The sequence below is a fragment of the Comamonas trifloxystrobinivorans genome, from assembly GCF_043359985.1.
GTDB classification, from domain to species: Bacteria; Pseudomonadota; Gammaproteobacteria; order Burkholderiales; family Burkholderiaceae_C; genus Comamonas; species Comamonas trifloxystrobinivorans.
This window is the reverse complement of sequence record NZ_JBHZGV010000006.1, coordinates 283,786-300,094: the sequence shown is the minus strand read 5'-3', so window position 1 is coordinate 300,094 and position 16,309 is coordinate 283,786. Positions and strand designations below refer to the sequence as shown.

Genomic DNA, 16,309 nt, shown 5'->3' with positions numbered 1-16,309 from the left:
TAAAGACCAACCCAAAGATCTCTCAACCTTCAGATTCAACCCGCTGCAATCAGCGAAGCCTTGTATTGTAGCACAGAATTTTTAGCTTCGAAGAAGTTGTTTTCGCAATCGCTTGCTTCACACATCTCGCAACCACCAAAAAATCAAGCCTCGCTCACCACCATTTGTGTCTGGCAGCTTTGCAAGGCGTCGTGCTGTCGATGAACGCAATTGTATAGGAGTTTTCCCGGGGGCGGCGCAAGTTGGCAAAAAATTTCAGATTGAACCGGAACCACATGACCTGCTCATGACAGCGCACCGGCTGCTGCGCCAGCGGACGCTGGCAAGTACACCTTGCCAGTAAACGCCTTCACCAGCCCTGGATAATAGACCCCAACATGGCATTGATTACCTTATTAGATGCGCAGCTGGCCTTCGGCCATGTTGCTTTGCTCGATCACGCAGAGTTTTCGCTGGAAACGCAAGAGCGCGTTGGCCTGATTGGCCGCAACGGCGCGGGCAAGTCCTCGCTGCTCAAGATTTTGGCGGGGATGGAAAAGCCCGATGACGGCAGCGTGCAGGTGCAAACCGGCACCCGCATTGCCTATGTGGCCCAAGAGCCCAACCTGAACCCCGAACACACCATTGCGCAAGCGGTGCTGGATGGCGTGGCCGAGATTGTGGCGGTGCGTGAGCGCTATTTTGCGGCGGCCGACGGCGAAGACCTGGATGCGCTGCAGTCGTTCATTGAAGCGCACGACGCCTGGAACCTGGAGCAGCGCGTCGAAGAAACCTTGCAGCGTCTGCATTTAAAAGGCGACGCGATTGTGGGCACCTTGTCTGGTGGCGTGCGCAAACGCGTGGCTTTGGCGCAGGCTCTGGTGGCGCAACCAGATGTACTTTTCTTAGATGAGCCCACCAACCACTTGGATCTGGATTCCATAGTCTGGCTCGAAGGCCTGCTGCGCGAGTTCAAGGGCTCCATCATTCTGATCACCCACGACCGATCTTTCTTGGACAACGTGGCAACCCGCATTGTGGAGTTGGATCGTGGCCAGCTGATGTCCTACCCCGGCAACTTCGCCGCCTATGTCACCAACAAGGCGGAACAGTTGGCGCAAGAAGCAGTCATCAACGCCAAGGCCGACAAACTGCTGGCCCAGGAAGAAATCTGGATCCGCAAGGGTGTTGAAGCCCGCCGTACCCGCGCCACCGCCCGTATTGTGCGCTTGAAAGAATTGCGTGCCGAGCACGCCGCCCGCCGTACCGCACAAGGCAGCGTCAAGATGGACGTGAGCAGCGGCGACAAGAGCGGCAAGCTCGTGGCCGAGCTAACCCATGTGAGCAAGGCCTTTGGTGAGCGCCAGATAGTGCGCGATTTCAGCGCCTCCATCTTGCGCGGCGACAAAATTGGCCTGCTGGGTCCCAACGGCGCTGGTAAGACAACCCTGCTCAAGCTCATTCTCGGCCAACTGCAGCCCGACCCCGCGCCCGCTGATGCCCCGGCACCCGAGCCCGGCAACAGCCCTTGGGGCACAGTGCGCCAGGGCACCAATATCACCGTCGCGTATTTTGACCAGATGCGTGACGCAATTGACCTGGACGCCACGCTGGAAGATTTCATCAGCCCCGGCAGCGAGTGGATCGAGATTGGCAACCAGCGCAAGCACGTGAAGAGCTATCTGGGCGATTTTCTCTTCTCGCCGGCGCGCGCCAACTCGCCCGTGCGCTCACTGTCTGGCGGCGAGCGCAATCGCCTGCTGCTGGCCCGCTTGTTTGCCCGCCCCGCCAATGTGCTGGTGCTGGACGAGCCCACCAACGATCTGGATATCGACACCCTGGATCTGCTGGAAGACTTGCTGCAGCAGTACGACGGCACAGTCTTCCTCGTCAGCCACGACCGTACCTTTTTGGACAACGTGGTGACCAGCATCATCGCGGCCGAGGGTGATGGACATTGGCGCGAGTACGAGGGCTCGGTGCAAGACTGGTTAACACAATCGCGCCGTGCACGCGAGATTGCCGAACAGCAAGCCAACAAAGCAGCCAAAGAAAGCAAAGCCGCGCCCGTTGCGCCCACGCCAGCACCGGCCAGCGCTCCAGCCGCCGCTGCCGCTCCCAAGCGCAAGCTGAGCTACAAAGACCAGCGCGAGCTGGACCAACTTCCTGGCCGTATTGAAGCCCTGGAGGCCGAGCAAAAAACCATTCAGACCGAGCTGGCCGATGGCAGCCTCTACAACAGCAATTACGAGCGAGCCGTCAGCTTGCAGCAGCGCGATGCAGCTATTGAAGAAGAATTGCTGGAAGCTTTGATGCGCATGGAAGAGCTGGCGAGTTAAATCAACGCCCCGATGGTTTCGAACAAGCTGCTGGCGTTTTATAAAGCGCCAGTAGCTTTTGTTTTGCCAGCCCCCTACACCGCAGCAACTTCATCCGTCTGCGCAAACTCAGCCCGAACCCGGCGGTAGACGTTCCAGAAGCTGGCGTCTTGCGTGCAAGCGTAGTTGATGCGCATGAGCGTTGAAGGCTGGCGGCTGGCATAGAACAGGCTGCCGGGGGCGATGAGGTAGTTTTCGTCCAGCATGCGCTGCGCCAGCACTTCGGTGTCCATGCCGGTATCTACCCAACCAAACATGCCCGCCGGCTCGGTCACAAACTGGCAGCCGGCCTGCTGCGCCAGTTGCACGCTGTGTTTGCGCGCGATTATCAGGTGGCTGCGCACGCGCTCAATGTGGCGGCGCAGCTGGCCGTTTTCTATGCACAGCGCCATGGCGCGCTCGGTCATTGCCGGGCTGGTGAGGGTGGATAAGAGCTTGGTGTCGAGCATGCGGTCCACCAGATCGGGGGGCGAAGCCATGTAGCCCACGCGCCAATTGGGCGCCAGAATTTTGGCGAAGCCGCTGACGTAGATGGTGCGCTGCAGGCTGTCCAACACCGTCAGGCGTGTGGCATGCTCGGGGGCGATGTGGCTGTAGGTGTCGTCTTCCACCACATAAAAGTTGAACTCCTGCGCCAACTGCAACACCTGATGCGCAGCCGCCGGATGCAGATTCTGGCTGGTGGGGTTATGCAACACGCTCACGCTCACATACAGCTTGGGCGCGTGGGTTTCGCAGTATTGGCGCATGACAGCCAAATCCGGCCCATCCACGCCACGCGGCACCGGCAGAACCCGCATCCCCAGCGCCGCCAAGCGTGCAAATTCAACGGACCAACCTGGCTCTTCCACCATGACGGCGTCACCCGCTTTGAGCAGGCTGCGGCTGACAATATCCAGCCCTTGCGTAGCGCCCACTGTGGTCATCACCTGGTCGCTGGCCACCGGCAAACCCAGCGCCTTGAGTTTGCCAGCCAGCAGCTCGCGCAACAGCTCGTCGCCCATCGGCACGCCATAGCCCCAAGACATGGTGTGCAGCTCTTCTGACGCCACCACTTTGCGCAGGGCCGAGGTCATGAACTGGTTTTGCAACCAGTTGGGAGGAAACATGCCTGCGCCCGGCTGCGGGTGCGTGGCCTTGTGCATCATGCCGCGGATCAGCGATGTGGCATTGATGCGCGCCGAGGCCGCCGGCATGGACAGCGACACTGCGTCTTTCAGCGTTCGGCTTTTGATCGCCGCGAGCGCTTCGCCGCTCGGCTCTGCTACCGCTTTGGCCACATAGTCGCGCACATAAAAACCGCGCTGGCGGCGTGACTCCACCAAGCCTTGGGCCTGCAGTAAATCGTAGGCGGCCACCACCGTATGCGGGCTGACGCCTTGCTGCGCCGCGCAGGCGCGCACCGATGGCAAACGCGTGCCCGCCGGCAGCAAACGCGAGCGAATGCGTTCAGCAAAGCGCTCGGCCAGTTGTTCAGTCAGGGTTTGGGTGGCGTCTCGGGTCAGCATGGTGTATCAATGGTTTCACCAATACAGTTTGCATGTTTGATCGCACATCTGTACTGCTACTGTATTGGTCATTTGACTATAGTAACGCTTGGCTCTGCCCAGCGCAAGCGCTGTCGCGGCAGCGATGCCCAAGCAGCATTGGCCTCGCCACAATGGCGGCTTTGCAGACCTGTAACCGCCCACATGACCACCACAATGACTGCTGTCGAATTCACTGCCTTTCTGGTATTGGCCACGGCGATGAGCTTTACGCCCGGCCCCAATACCACCATGGCCGCCACCATGGGCGCCAACTGGGGGCTCAAGCCCACCATGCGCTTTGTCTGGGGCGTGCCCGTGGGCTGGTGCGCATTGCTGCTGCTGTGTGCCAGTGGCGTGGGCGCGCTGGTCATGGCCGCGCCAGTGATGAAGACCGCCATCAAAGCGCTGGGCATTGCCTACCTGGTGTGGCTGGCCTACAAGCTGTCGGGCAGCGGCAAGCTGGCCGAAGCCCGCAGCAGCAGCCTGATCGGTTTTTGGCAAGGCGTGGGGCTGCAGTTTGTCAACGTAAAAGCCTGGTTGCTGGCTCTGGCCATTGTGGCGGGCTGGGTGGTGGGCTTTGAAGACCAGCTGGCCCGCCTCGCCATCGTGGTGCCGGTGATGCTGTTCTTCGCCTTCTCCAGCAACTTTCTTTACGCCTCGATCGGCGCCATGCTGCGCAGTTGGCTAGCCCAAGGCCAACGCCTGCTCTGGTTCAACCGTCTGATGGCCCTCGTGCTGGTGCTGACCGCCATCTGGATGGTCAAAGCCTGATTCTCCCCACTCTGCATTTTTTTGACTGAACACCATGACCGCCCTCTCCTCCACCCCACCGCTAGCGCCATCCGTCTCTGCCGCCGCGCAAGAGCGCAAAGGCATGTGGCTGGGCTTGCTGGGCGTAGCGGTGTTCTCGCTCACCTTGCCGATGACGCGGGTTGCCGTGGGCACGCCCGATGCGCCGCTGATGTCCGGCCTGTTCGTCGCCATGGCGCGTGCCGCCGTTGCCGGTGTGCTGTCGGCGCTGCTGCTGTGGTGGCAGAGTGCGCCATGGCCAACGCGCAAGCAATGGTGGTTGCTGGCACTGACCTCCTTGGGTGTGGTGTTTGGTTTTCCCTTGCTGACATCGCTGGCCATGCGCTATGTATCGGCCACGCACGCGGCTGTGATCACGGGTTTGCTGCCTCTGGCCACCGCTGCCGCCGGCGCCTTGCTGGCCCGCCAGCGCCCCAGCGCCGGCTTCTGGACCTGCGCTGTACTGGGCGCTGCCATGGTGGTGGGGTTTGCGGTTTACCAATCGGGCGGGCAGAGCCTGAGCATTCACCCGGCCGATGGTTTGCTGTTTGCCGCCATCGCGCTGGCCGCGCTGGGCTACGCTTTTGGCGCCCGGCTGTCGCAGCAAATGAAGCCAGCGCACGTGATTTGCTGGGCCTTGGTGATGGTGCTGCCCATCACGCTGCCGCTCACCTGGCTGAGCTGGCCAGCGCAGCCCCTGCCGCTGAGTGCCTGGGGCGCGCTGGGCTATGTATCGCTGTTCTCCATGTGGCTGGGCTTTTTCGCCTGGTACCAGGGTTTGGCGCTGGGCGGCACGGTACGGGTCAGCCAGATCCAGCTGGTGCAACCCATTTTGGCCATGCTGGTTGCCATTCCGCTGCTGGGCGAATCACTTGACGTTGTCAGTCTGGGATTTGGTCTGGCCATCATCGCCACCGTCGCACTTGGGCGGAAAATGAAGATCAACACGCCAGCCACAAGCTAGCCGGCCGCTGCCGCCCGCCGTGCGCAACCCCAGACGCCCGGCAGCCGCCACCTTGAAGAAAAAGCTGTATTCAGCACCTGCATTTGGATATGTGCGGCGCCAGCCACACATCAAGACGAGGAAAAAATGAGTAACTGGACCTTGGCAAAACGTGCCTCCACCATGAACCCTTCGGTGATCCGCGAGATCCTGAAAGTGACCGAAAAGCCCGGCATCATCAGCCTGGCCGGTGGCCTGCCTTCCCCCAAGACCTTCCCGATCGACGCTTTCAAGCAAGCGGCAGACAAGGTGTTGTCGCAAGACGGCGCTTCGTCGCTGCAGTACGCGGCCAGCGAAGGCTACGGCCCGCTGCGTGAGTTCATCGCCCAGCAACTGCCCTGGGAGATCAGCGCCGACCAGGTGCTGATCACCACCGGCTCGCAGCAAGGCCTCGATCTGGTGGGCAAGATTTTCCTGGACGAAGGCAGCCGCCTGCTGGTGGAAACGCCCACCTACCTGGGCGCACTGCAGGCCTTCTCGCCCCAGCAACCCAAGGTGGTGAGCGTGGAGAGCGACGAGCACGGCGTGATCCCCGCCGACTTGGACCGCAAGGTGGGCGAAGGTGCCGACAAGGCACGCCTGATCTACTTGCTGCCCAACTTTCAGAACCCCACCGGCCGCACCATGGACGAGGCGCGCCGCCAGGCTGTGGTCGACAAACTGGCCCAACTGGGCGTCCCCTTTTTAGAAGACAACCCGTATGGCGACCTGTGGTACGACGAAGAGCCTGCCGCGCCGCTGACCGCCCGCAACCCCGAAGGCGGCCTGTACCTGGGCTCTTTCTCCAAAGTGCTTGCCCCCGGCCTGCGCCTGGGCTACATCGTGGCACCCAAAGCGGTCTATCCCAAGCTGCTGCAAGCCAAACAGGCGGCCGATCTGCACACGCCTACCTTCAACCAGCGCATGGTGGCCGAGGTGATCAAGAACGGCTTCCTAGACCGCCATGTGCCCACCATCCGCGCTCTGTACAAAAAACAGCGCGATGCCATGCTGGCCGCCTTGCAAGAGAATTTTGCCGATCTGGATGTGCAGTGGACCAAGCCCGCTGGCGGCATGTTCCTGTGGCTGCGCATGCCCGAAGGCGTGGACACCGTGAAAATGCTGCCCGCCGCAGTGGAGCGCAACGTGGCCTATGTGCCCGGCGCCGCCTTTTATGCCGACGGGCCGGACAACCGCACCATGCGCCTGTCTTACGTCACTGCGTCTGAAGAACAGATCCGCACCGCCATCAAAGCACTCGCCGACACCGTGCGCGCAACGCTGGCACAAAAGTAAGCACACTGTGCTTGCTGGCAAGGCGGAGAGCCGCCTTGCCACCGCCCGCCCTGACTGCCAGAAACCTCTTCCAGTTGCGGCGGGCTTTCTTTACCCGCAACCCGGCAAGCGCTGCCAGCCCCAGGCTCGCAGCCCTGCACTACGAAAGCCATCCATGCTGAAAATCTGGGGCCGCATCACCTCCATCAATGTTCGCAAAGTCGTCTGGGCCGCCCAAGAATTGGGCCTGGCGTTTGAACGCATAGACGCTGGCGGCAAATTCGGCGGCACGCAGACGCCAGAGTTCCTGGCCCGCAATCCCAACGCCCTGGTTCCCGCCATCGAGGACGGCGAAGACGCTTTCCAGGTGACGCTGTTCGAATCGAACGTGATCGTGCGCTACCTGTGTGCCCGCTACTCGCCCGGCGTGCTCTACCCAGCCGCACTGTCCCAGCGTTTTGATGCCGAGCGCTGGATGGATTGGCAACAAACCAGCATGAACCCGGCAGGCCGCGATGCTTTCATTCAACTGGTTCGCACTGCGCCTGAGCAGCGCGACAGCGGCAAGATTGCTGCATCCATCACCGCCATGCAAGCGCAGTTGCAATTGCTGGAACAGCACTTGGCGCAACACCGCTTTGTGCAAGGCAATGCCTTCGGCATGGCCGATATTCCGCTAGGTTGCGAAATCCACCGCTGGTGGGGCCTTCCCGGCGCTGACTACCAGCGCCCAGGCTACCCGCACATCGAACGCTGGTTCGCTGCGCTGCAAGCACGGCCTGCAGCGCGTGGCGTGCTGGACCTGCGTGTGGAATAAGCAACGCAATACCCGCTACAAACCCATCAGAAGATCAGCAAGGATTCAGCCATGCGCCAACGCCGCTTCATGCAAATGGATGTGTTTGCCGAACAAGCCCTGCAAGGCAATGCCTTGGCTGTGGTGCTGGACGGCGAAGGCCTCAGCGACGCCGACATGCAAGCCTTTGCGCGCTGGACCAATCTGTCCGAAACCACTTTCGTGCTGCCACCCACGGCAGATGCCGCAGCCCGCGGCGCAGACTACCGCGTGCGCATCTTCACGCCTGCCGGCGAGCTGGCCTTTGCCGGCCACCCGACGCTTGGCACATGCCAGGCCTGGCTGAACGCAGGCGGCAGCGCCCAACAAAACAGCGTGGTCGTGCAAGAGTGCGCAAAGGGTTTAATCCGCATTGCCCGCGCCACTGGCAACGACAACCCGGGCCTGGCCTTTGCTGCACCACCTTTGCAACGCAGCGAAGTCCCCGAGCCACTGCAAGCCGAAGTATTGGATGCGTTGCAATTGCAGACCGCCGATCTGCTTGCCGCGCAATGGCTGGACAACGGCTCGCGCTGGATGGGCTTGCTCATGCGCAAGGCCGATGTGCTGCCACGGGCCCTGCCCAATGCCGAGGCACTGCAACGCCTGGGCGTCAAAGCCGGGCTTTGCGCCTGGCACACGCCTACGCCGCATGCAGAACCGGTGCTGGAAGTGCGCGGCATCACCCTCACTGCCCACGGCATTGCCGAAGACGCCGCCACCGGCAGCCTGAATGCCAGCCTGGCCCAATGGTTGAGCGCCACCGGCCAAGCCCAGCTGCCCTACCGCGTACACCAGGGCACAGCCATTCAGCGTGCCGGCCGCATGCGTTTGTACACCGACGACCAAGGCCAGTTGTGGGTGCAAGGCCAGGTGCATGGCGTGCTCGACGGCCTGGTCACGCTTTAAACAAATCCAACCCCATTCCCAAGGAGTTCTTATGCGCGCACGCGCCTTCATGCAAGTCGATGTTTTTTCCGAAACCGCTTACCAGGGCAACCCGCTGGCCGTGGTGCTGGATGGCGAAGACCTGAGCGACGAGGCCATGCAGGCTTTTGCGCGCTGGACCAATCTGTCCGAAACCACCTTCTTGCTGCCTCCTAGTGAAGCCGGCTCAGCGGCGGGGGCAGACTACCGCGTCCGCATCTTCACACCAGGCGGCGAGCTGCCATTTGCTGGCCACCCCACCCTTGGCAGTTGCCACGCCTGGCTGGCCGCAGGCGGCCAAGCCAAACAGGCCGGCACGGTGGTGCAGGAATGCGCCAAAGGCCTGGTGCCGCTGCGCGTGGATGCGCAAACCGGGCGCCTGGCGTTTGCCGCGCCAGCGCTCAGCCGCAGCGCCATCAGCAACGAAGAGCTGGCCCCGGTTTTGCAGGCTGCGGGCTTGCAGGCCCAGCAAGTAATCGCCAGCCAAAAACTGAACAACGGCCCGCTGTTCTGGACCTTGCTGCTGGACGACGCAGACACGGTATTCGGCCTGCAGCCCAATGCAGCCGCGTTGCACGCCCTGGGCTTAGAACTGGCCGTGGCAGCCATCTACCCGCAAGCGGGCAAAGCCTTGATCGGCCGCGCCAGCCGCGAGGCACGCGCATTTGCCAGCAACACCCATGACGGAGCCAGCGCCGATCCCGACGTGGAAGTGCGCGTCTGGTTCAACACCGGCACCAGCCTGTCGGAAGACCCGATCACCGGCAGCCTGAACGCCAGCCTGGCACAGTGGCTGCTGGCCGAAGGCCAAATCCAGGCGCCGTACCTGGCCAGCCAAGGCGTCAACCTGGACCGCTCTGGCAGCGTCAACATCAGCCAGGATGCCAGCGGCCAAGTCTGGGTGGGCGGCCAGGTGAGCAACTGCATCAACGGCACGGTACGGCTATGAACCCGGCCCAGCTCGACCATCTGGTGGTGATGGCCCACAGCCTGGACGAAGGCGTGCAATGGTGCGAAGCGACCCTCGGCGTAACACCTGACGCTGGCGGCCAGCACGCCTTCATGGGCACGCACAACCGCTTGCTGCGCACCAGCAGCGCCGCTTTCTCCAACAGCTACCTGGAAATCATCGCCATCGACCCTGCCGGCCAGGCGCCCGCCAGCCAGCGCTGGTTCGACATGGACCATGCCGCCCTGCGCAACACAGTGGAAAACCACGGTCCACAGCTCATTCACTGGGTGGCGCGTGTCCCCGATATCGGTGCCAGCACACAAGCGCTCCATGCGCTGGGCCTGATGGCGGGCCAGCCACAGGCCGCCAGCCGCCAAACTCCACGCGGCTTGCTGGAATGGCAAATCGGCCTGCGCAGCGACGGCCAGCGCTTGCTCGACGGCTGCCTGCCCACTCTGATCCACTGGGGCGCCATCCACCCCGAAACCAGCATGCAGGACCACGGCGTGCAGTTGCTTAAGTTGGAGCTGCAGCACCCGCAAAGCGAAACGCTGGCAGGCGCTTTGCGCAATTTGGGTCTGCCTGCAAAAGCAGCGGTGCATGTGAGCTACAGCGCCACCCCTTCCCTCAAGGCTCAACTGCAAACCCCTAAGGGGATTGTTGAGCTGCGCAGCCTGGCGTAAGCCATCTACCGACACAGGAATTTTCATGCAACACCCCGCCCTGCCCAGCCTGACCGAGATCCAAGCGGCCTCACTCGTGGTCTACGAAGAATTTCAGGCCACGCCCCAGTACCGCTGGCAACTGCTCAGCGAACGGGTGGGCGCCGAATGCTGGCTCAAGCACGAGAACCACACGCCGGTAGGCGCATTCAAGATCCGCGGCGGACTGACTTACTTTGCCCAGATGGCCGCACGCAATGCCTTGCCGGCCGAGGTGATCAGCGCCACACGCGGCAACCACGGCCAAAGCATTGCCTGGGCAGCGCGGCGCCACGGCGTGCGCGCCACCATCGTCGTACCGCATGGCAACTCGGTGGAAAAGAACGCCGCCATGCGTTCTTTGGGTGCGCAATTAGTGGAACACGGCGAGGATTTTCAGGCCGCACGCGAACATGCCATTGCCCTGGCCAAAGAGCGCGGCGCGCATATGGTGCCCAGTTTTCACCCCGATCTGGTCAGCGGCGTCAGCACTTATTGGTGGGAGTTTTTGCGCGCCGTGCCGCACATGCAAACCGCCTATGTGCCCATTGGCCTGGGCTCCGGCGCTTGCGCCGCCGTGGCGGCCAAACTGGCTTTGCAGCACCCGGTGCGCATTGTCGGCGTGGTCAGCACGCTGGCCACTACCTACCGCGACTCAATCGCCGCCGGCCAGGTGGTGGAAGCTGCCGTCTCCACCCAGATCGCCGACGGCATGGCCGTGCGCCGTGCCGATCCGCAGGCCCTGTCCATCCTGCGCCAGCACCTGGACCGCATCGTGGCGGTCAGCGACGAAGAAGTCACAAAAGCCATGCAGCTATTGTTCAGCGATACCCACAATGTCGCCGAAGGCGCAGGGGCGGCAGCGCTGGCAGCTGCTTTGCAGGAGAAGGCGCACATCGCTGGCCAAGCCGTGGGTTTGGCGCTGACGGGCGGCAATGTCGACGCGGCGGTGTTCGCCCAGGTCTTGCAAGCCCGAGGCGGCTGACGCGCTGCCCAAGCCGGGGCTGTGCAACAATCGAAGCTTCGCAAACCAGCCCGCACACGCCATCTGCAGGGTCTCCGCCCCGGTTCGGAGCCCCGCTCGCCACCATGAGCCTATCGATCCCAGCTGCCGCCCAAGCTTGCACCATCGCGGTGGTCATCCCCAGCTACAAGGTCACGCGCCACATCCTAGCCGTCATCCAGAACATCGGCCCCGAGGTCGATCGCATCTATGTGGTGGACGATTGCTGCCCCGACCATAGTGGCCGTTTTGTGCAAGAGCACAACCGCGACCCACGGGTGAGCGTGCTGTTCAATGAGGTCAACCTGGGCGTAGGCGGCGCCGTCATGGCGGGCTACCGCGCTGCCATTGACGACGGCTTTGACATCATCGTCAAGATCGACGGCGACGGCCAGATGGACCCGAGCCTGCTGCCGCGCTTTGTGGCGCCGATCATCAGCGGCCGCGCCGACTACACCAAGGGCAACCGCTTCTACGACCTGGAAAAAATCGCACGCATGCCCAAGATGCGCATCTTTGGCAACGCCGTGCTGTCGTTCATGGCCAAGTTCTCCAGTGGCTACTGGAGCAGTTTTGACCCCACCAACGGCTACACCGCCATTGCAGCCAGTACTGCAGCGAAGCTGCCTTTGCACCGCATCAGCCGCAGCTACTTTTTTGAAACCGACATGCTGTTTCGGCTGAACACGGTTCGGGCCGTCGTCCTCGATATTCCGATGGACGCCAAATACGAGACCGAGTTCAGCAACCTCAAAATCTCACGGATTCTGGGCGAGTTCTTCTACGGCCACTTCCGCAATTTCTGCAAGCGTATCTTCTACAACTACTACTTGCGCGGCATGTCCGTCGCATCGCTGGAGTTGCCGCTGGGGCTGGCCTTGATCGGCTGGGGTGCCTGGTTCGGCGGCCACCATTGGATGCGCTCGATCAGCGCAGGCGCAGTCACCAGCGCAGGCACGGTGATGATCAGCGCCTTGCCCATCATGCTGGGCGTGCAGCTCTGCCTGGCCTTTATCGCCTTTGACGTGGCATCCGAGCCCACCAGCTCGCAGCGCCACCTGGACGATGTGGTTTGACCTGGGGCTGACTGCGGTTGACGCGTCCTGAACTGGCTGCGTAAATCGCCTTTAAGCAGCCCGTCTTGTACCGCGCGCCAAAGCAAGAGCACTACGCCGGGCGCGCAGGCCGCCATTCCAGTGCACTGATTTCCTGCAACAACCGCGCCAGCTGCAACCCTGCCGCCGACACCACCGCTTGGCCTTTCGCTGCGGTGGCGCCTGCTGCGTTGCCCACCGCTCCGCAAGGGTTGTAGTCTTCAATGGCCCAGCCCATCTTGGCACTTTTGCCGTTGCCCAGAATGGCGAAATGCTGGGCGCGGTCTTGCGATGTGGAGTGGAAGCAGCCGGCCAGATCCATCTGCACCAGCTCGGGCGCCAGGTGCAGCATCATCGAGGTTTCGACTTCGCCGCCATGGATGCCGAAGCGATGCTCTTGGGCGCTGAACAGCCCGGTCACCTCGCTCGGCAGCGGCAGGTTGCCCCAGCTGCTGCTGTACACCAGCATGCCGTGTGCGATGCGCAGCTCGCGCGCGACGATGTCCATCACCGCCACCTGCCCGCCGTGGGTGTTGAACATCAGCAGTTTTTGAATGCCGGCACGCGCCACAGCGTTGCCCATGGCGGTCCACAGATCGATGATGAGCTTGGGCGGCAAGCTCAGGGTGCCGGGAAAGTTCAGGTGCTCGGTGCTCAGGCCGACGTTTTGCGCGGGAAGCAACAGTACTGGCACATCAGCGGGCAATTGCGGCAAGGCGGCATCGACAATGCCTTGCAGCAAAGTGGCATCCACTGACACGGGCAAATGCGGGCCGTGCTGCTCGACTGCACCGACAGGCAAGACAGCCACCGTCCGCGCGGCCAAGCCACTGGCCTGCGCCTCAGCAAACTCGCGCGTGCTGATGTGGGACCAGTGGCGGGATGACCAGTGCAGCGCGGCAGAAGAAGAATCAGGCATGTGTCAAAACCTCGCATCCGCGCTTGGCGCGCCCGATGCTTGCAAACAGGAAATGGGTAGACGATCTTACCGCTTGTCGCCCTGCAAGAGGCAACGCGCATCCGCTATGCTGCGCGAATGCAGCGTGAACCGACAAACGCACCCAACACCCGCCTGCAGTGGCGCTCTACCGATCCCGCACTGCGAGCCATCGATGCTCTCCGGCTCGTTGGCGGCTTGTCGCTCTACTTTGCCGCATGCCTGCTCGCCTGCGGCTTGATTGCGTTTGCCTTGGTGTCAGTGGCGGTATTGCTGCGAGGAGAAGACTGGTTGGCAATTGCCGCGGGCTGGCTGGATCCGGAACTGTGGCTGGGTGGCGCACTGCTGTCGGTGGGCTTGTCTTCCACGCTGTTGCCATGGATGCTGCTTTTCCGCGATGTCGAGGCCTTTTGCTTTGACAGCGATACACAGATGCTGGAGACCGTGGAGCGTCGCGCCTGGTTTTCGCCGCAAACCTGCAGCAGGCCTTTCAGCGCCATTCAGTCTGTGTTGCCGGTCCACTCCGGCTCCAGCAATATGCTGCTGGTTGATGTGCTCAATGCCCGTGGCAAGCCGCAGCGGCTGGAGCTGGGCAAGGGCCTGCCTCTGGCCACCATCGAGGCGTATGCCCGCTGGCTGGCGCCCCATCTGGGCGACAGGCTGCGGCCCACGCATGTTTACAGCGACTGAGTGGCCTGCGCCTCTTTCAAACGCCGGTACAAGGTTTGGCGGCTGATGCCCAATTGCTTGGCCGCTTGCGAGACATTGCCGCGGCATTGCTGCAAGCTTTGCGCAATGGCGGTGTGCGAGAGGCTCTTCAAATTGGTAGCAGGCAAGCTGGCCGCTGCCTCAGGCTCGGCATACGTCACTGCTTGAGGCGCGCCTTCGCGGTAGCGCAGCAACTCTTGCGCCAAATCGTCGGACAGGTGCGCCCAGCCGATCGTGTCTTCGCCCGCTTGCAACAGAGCCGATGCGGTTTGAAGCGCATTGGCGTATTCGCGCAAATTGCCCGGCCAGGGGTAATGCGCCATGGCCACGGCCAAATCGGTGTGCAGGCGCACCGCCGCGCCTGGGTTGAACTGCGCCAGCAGCTTGTGGGTAATCGCCTCACGGTCGCTGCGTTCGCGCAGCGCCGGCAGTTGCACGGCCAGCCCGTTAATGCGGTAGAACAGATCAGAGCGGAAACGCCCTTGCGCTACCGCCTCGCGCAGGTTGTGGTGGGTGGCGCAGATAAGCTGGAAATCCAGCGGCTGCGCCTTACCGCCGCCCAACGGCGTGATTGAGCGCTCTTGCAGCACGCGCAGCAAGCGGGTTTGCAACGCCAACGGCATGTCACCAATCTCGTCCAGCAGCAGCGTGCCGCCTTGGGCTTCGCGCAGGCGGCCGATCTGGCCTTCGCGCCGCGCGCCGGTGAAAGCGCCCGATTCATAGCCAAACAGTTCGGCCTCGATCAGGTGCTCGGGAATCGCCGCACAGTTGATGGCCACAAAGGCCCGTGCGCGGCGCTCGCTGCTCTCGTGCAAGGCGCGGGCAAACAGCTCTTTGCCGACGCCCGATTCGCCCTGCACCAGCAAGGCAATGCCTTTGTCCAGCACGCGCCGTGCACGCTCGGCGGCAGTGCGCCAGCGCTCGTCACCCGTATCCAATTGCGCCAAAGCATCCACACGTCCCACGCTTGGTACTGAAGCCGGATGGACCGCTGTGGATGGCGCTCTCAGGCTGCGCGCCTGCAGCTCTTTGTCGGTGAGCACCAAGCGCGCAAACACGGCCCGGCCGCTGTGCAAGGGCAGCGCCTGCACCGCGTCTCCAGGAAAGCGCCCCTGCGCCAGCCACTGGTTCAGCGGCATGGGACTGATGTCTTGCCACTGCAAGCTGCCCCAATCAGCCGCTGCGATTTTCAGCGCCTGCATCGCGGCTCGGTTGCCGCCCAGCAGCGTGCCATCGGGCGCCAGCGCCAGAATACCTTCGGCCGCTGTGCCCACACCTTCGGCTTGCGTGTGAAAGTGCAGACGCCAGTCGCGCTGGTGGCGCGAGAGCATCCAGCGATTTTCGATCATGCGCGCTGCCGTGGTCGCCAGCCCCAAGGTGTGCGGCTGTGATTGGCGTTGGTCGCCAGAGATATCGAGCACGCCCAGCAACTGACCTTGCGCACTGAAGATGGGCGATGCCGCGCAAGTCAAAAAGCCATTGGCCTCCAAAAAGTGTTCCGCACCTTCCACGCGCAGCGGCTTGGCCTCTACCAAAGCTGTGCCAATGGCGTTGGTGCCACGCGCCTCTTCGGTCCAGATCGCCCCGCTGCGCAAAGCTACGCGCTCAGCCTTGCTCAAAAACGGCGCATCGCCCAGCGTGTGAAGCAGGGTCGATTGCGGGTTGGCCAGAACGACCATGCTGTGGCTGTCCTGGATCTGCTCGAACACATAGTCCATCACCGGCCGGGCAATGGCCAGCAGGTCTTCGCTGCGCGAGAGCACCTGCCGCATCTCGCTGCTGGTGAGCGGGTCTTGCGCCTGCGCCCGGCCCACCGGTTGCACGCCCGCCCGCAGGCTACGTTGCCATGAGCTGGCAATGCGCTCTTGTACGGCGCCCGGCGGGCACTCGCCATGCGCCAGCAAATGCACACGCGCCTGGCGCAGCACCTGCGAGGTGATCTGAGGGTCCATGCCTGTCTCCTGGTTGGGCCCGTCTGCGCAGGCTCTGGTCCGAACATGTGGGTACCAGTATAGAAAAAGCCAACGGCCTGCCAAGAGGCCATGTCCACATAGCTGTCCAAGTGTTCCAGATTGGAACAGTGACAGTGTCAGCACTTGTTCCACCGTCGTCCGCAGGCCAGAGCACCTGTCATACAAATCAAGCAGTTAAGCCTGAAAATTTGCTGGCACGCATCTTGATAGGTGAACTGTGACTCGCCGCACTTTGCCAGCAAGAGCA

Annotated in this window: 14 protein-coding genes; 11 read left to right on the top strand and 3 right to left on the bottom strand. The window is 62.5% G+C overall.

Annotated features, from left to right (window positions below; all coding sequences use genetic code 11):
• Positions 1 to 377: 377 nt before the first annotated feature.
• Positions 378 to 2,318, top strand: coding sequence for an ATP-binding cassette domain-containing protein (locus tag ACFIQF_RS09230; RefSeq protein ID WP_393942151.1), 1,941 nt, complete (start codon positions 378 to 380; stop codon positions 2,316 to 2,318).
• A gap of 74 nt (positions 2,319 to 2,392) precedes the next feature.
• On the opposite strand, the gene ACFIQF_RS09225 is transcribed toward ACFIQF_RS09230, so the two are convergent.
• The gene (locus tag ACFIQF_RS09225; RefSeq protein WP_393942150.1) at positions 2,393 to 3,865 is read right to left on the bottom strand and encodes an aminotransferase-like domain-containing protein; all 1,473 of its coding nucleotides are present in this window, start codon (positions 3,863 to 3,865) and stop codon (positions 2,393 to 2,395) included.
• A 195-nt stretch (positions 3,866 to 4,060) separates the two neighbouring features.
• Between ACFIQF_RS09225 and ACFIQF_RS09220 the strand changes: the two genes are divergently transcribed.
• The 9 genes from ACFIQF_RS09220 to ACFIQF_RS09180 all read left to right on the top strand — a co-directional run bounded on the left by ACFIQF_RS09220 (position 4,061) and on the right by ACFIQF_RS09180 (position 12,426).
• The gene (locus tag ACFIQF_RS09220) at positions 4,061 to 4,657 is read left to right on the top strand and encodes a LysE family translocator (RefSeq protein ID WP_393942148.1); all 597 of its coding nucleotides are present in this window, start codon (positions 4,061 to 4,063) and stop codon (positions 4,655 to 4,657) included.
• Positions 4,658 to 4,691: 34 nt separating this feature from the next.
• Positions 4,692 to 5,639, top strand: coding sequence for a DMT family transporter (locus tag ACFIQF_RS09215; RefSeq protein WP_393942146.1), 948 nt, complete (start codon positions 4,692 to 4,694; stop codon positions 5,637 to 5,639).
• A gap of 126 nt (positions 5,640 to 5,765) precedes the next feature.
• A complete protein-coding gene (locus tag ACFIQF_RS09210; RefSeq protein WP_393942144.1) occupies positions 5,766 to 6,953 on the top strand; it encodes an aminotransferase-like domain-containing protein in 1,188 nt (395 codons plus the stop codon).
• A gap of 154 nt (positions 6,954 to 7,107) precedes the next feature.
• Positions 7,108 to 7,749, top strand: a complete 642-nt coding sequence (locus ACFIQF_RS09205) for a glutathione S-transferase family protein (RefSeq protein ID WP_393942143.1) — start codon at positions 7,108 to 7,110, stop codon at positions 7,747 to 7,749.
• A 51-nt stretch (positions 7,750 to 7,800) separates the two neighbouring features.
• On the top strand, positions 7,801 to 8,676 hold the full coding sequence (locus ACFIQF_RS09200) for a PhzF family phenazine biosynthesis protein (protein WP_393942141.1): 876 nt from the start codon (positions 7,801 to 7,803) through the stop codon (positions 8,674 to 8,676).
• Positions 8,677 to 8,707: 31 nt separating this feature from the next.
• Complete coding sequence (locus ACFIQF_RS09195) at positions 8,708 to 9,643, top strand: PhzF family phenazine biosynthesis protein (protein ID WP_393942140.1); 936 nt, start codon at positions 8,708 to 8,710, stop codon at positions 9,641 to 9,643.
• Positions 9,640 to 10,329: a VOC family protein gene (locus ACFIQF_RS09190; RefSeq protein WP_393942139.1), complete on the top strand. Its 690-nt coding sequence runs from the start codon at positions 9,640 to 9,642 to the stop codon at positions 10,327 to 10,329. The genes ACFIQF_RS09195 and ACFIQF_RS09190 overlap by 4 nt, the downstream gene beginning before the upstream one ends.
• 25 nt (positions 10,330 to 10,354) lie before the next feature.
• Entirely contained in the window at positions 10,355 to 11,332 is a 978-nt protein-coding gene (locus ACFIQF_RS09185) for a threonine dehydratase (RefSeq protein ID WP_393942137.1), read from the top strand.
• 104 nt (positions 11,333 to 11,436) lie between these two features.
• Positions 11,437 to 12,426 (top strand): glycosyltransferase family 2 protein, encoded by a 990-nt coding sequence (locus tag ACFIQF_RS09180; RefSeq protein WP_393942135.1) that lies wholly within the window; start codon positions 11,437 to 11,439, stop codon positions 12,424 to 12,426.
• Positions 12,427 to 12,517: 91 nt separating this feature from the next.
• Here ACFIQF_RS09180 and ACFIQF_RS09175 read toward each other — a convergent pair whose 3' ends face one another.
• A complete protein-coding gene (locus ACFIQF_RS09175) occupies positions 12,518 to 13,363 on the bottom strand; it encodes a creatininase family protein (protein WP_393942133.1) in 846 nt (281 codons plus the stop codon).
• A 117-nt stretch (positions 13,364 to 13,480) separates the two neighbouring features.
• Here ACFIQF_RS09175 and ACFIQF_RS09170 point away from each other — a divergent pair, with 117 nt between their 5' ends.
• Positions 13,481 to 14,071 (top strand): hypothetical protein, encoded by a 591-nt coding sequence (locus tag ACFIQF_RS09170; protein WP_393942132.1) that lies wholly within the window; start codon positions 13,481 to 13,483, stop codon positions 14,069 to 14,071.
• Here ACFIQF_RS09170 and ACFIQF_RS09165 read toward each other — a convergent pair.
• Complete coding sequence (locus tag ACFIQF_RS09165; protein WP_393942131.1) at positions 14,059 to 16,041, bottom strand: sigma-54-dependent Fis family transcriptional regulator; 1,983 nt, start codon at positions 16,039 to 16,041, stop codon at positions 14,059 to 14,061. The genes ACFIQF_RS09170 and ACFIQF_RS09165 overlap by 13 nt on opposite strands.
• Positions 16,042 to 16,309 lie beyond the last annotated feature (268 nt).

Coding starts and splice junctions, on each gene's coding strand:
- ACFIQF_RS09230 (WP_393942151.1), top strand. CDS start 378: ATGGCATTGATTACCTTATTAGATGCGCAGCTGGCCTTCGGCCATGTT.
- ACFIQF_RS09225 (WP_393942150.1), bottom strand. CDS start 3,865: ATGCTGACCCGAGACGCCACCCAAACCCTGACTGAACAACTGGCCGAG.
- ACFIQF_RS09220 (WP_393942148.1), top strand. CDS start 4,061: ATGACTGCTGTCGAATTCACTGCCTTTCTGGTATTGGCCACGGCGATG.
- ACFIQF_RS09215 (WP_393942146.1), top strand. CDS start 4,692: ATGACCGCCCTCTCCTCCACCCCACCGCTAGCGCCATCCGTCTCTGCC.
- ACFIQF_RS09210 (WP_393942144.1), top strand. CDS start 5,766: ATGAGTAACTGGACCTTGGCAAAACGTGCCTCCACCATGAACCCTTCG.
- ACFIQF_RS09205 (WP_393942143.1), top strand. CDS start 7,108: ATGCTGAAAATCTGGGGCCGCATCACCTCCATCAATGTTCGCAAAGTC.
- ACFIQF_RS09200 (WP_393942141.1), top strand. CDS start 7,801: ATGCGCCAACGCCGCTTCATGCAAATGGATGTGTTTGCCGAACAAGCC.
- ACFIQF_RS09195 (WP_393942140.1), top strand. CDS start 8,708: ATGCGCGCACGCGCCTTCATGCAAGTCGATGTTTTTTCCGAAACCGCT.
- ACFIQF_RS09190 (WP_393942139.1), top strand. CDS start 9,640: ATGAACCCGGCCCAGCTCGACCATCTGGTGGTGATGGCCCACAGCCTG.
- ACFIQF_RS09185 (WP_393942137.1), top strand. CDS start 10,355: ATGCAACACCCCGCCCTGCCCAGCCTGACCGAGATCCAAGCGGCCTCA.
- ACFIQF_RS09180 (WP_393942135.1), top strand. CDS start 11,437: ATGAGCCTATCGATCCCAGCTGCCGCCCAAGCTTGCACCATCGCGGTG.
- ACFIQF_RS09175 (WP_393942133.1), bottom strand. CDS start 13,363: ATGCCTGATTCTTCTTCTGCCGCGCTGCACTGGTCATCCCGCCACTGG.
- ACFIQF_RS09170 (WP_393942132.1), top strand. CDS start 13,481: ATGCAGCGTGAACCGACAAACGCACCCAACACCCGCCTGCAGTGGCGC.
- ACFIQF_RS09165 (WP_393942131.1), bottom strand. CDS start 16,041: ATGGACCCTCAGATCACCTCGCAGGTGCTGCGCCAGGCGCGTGTGCAT.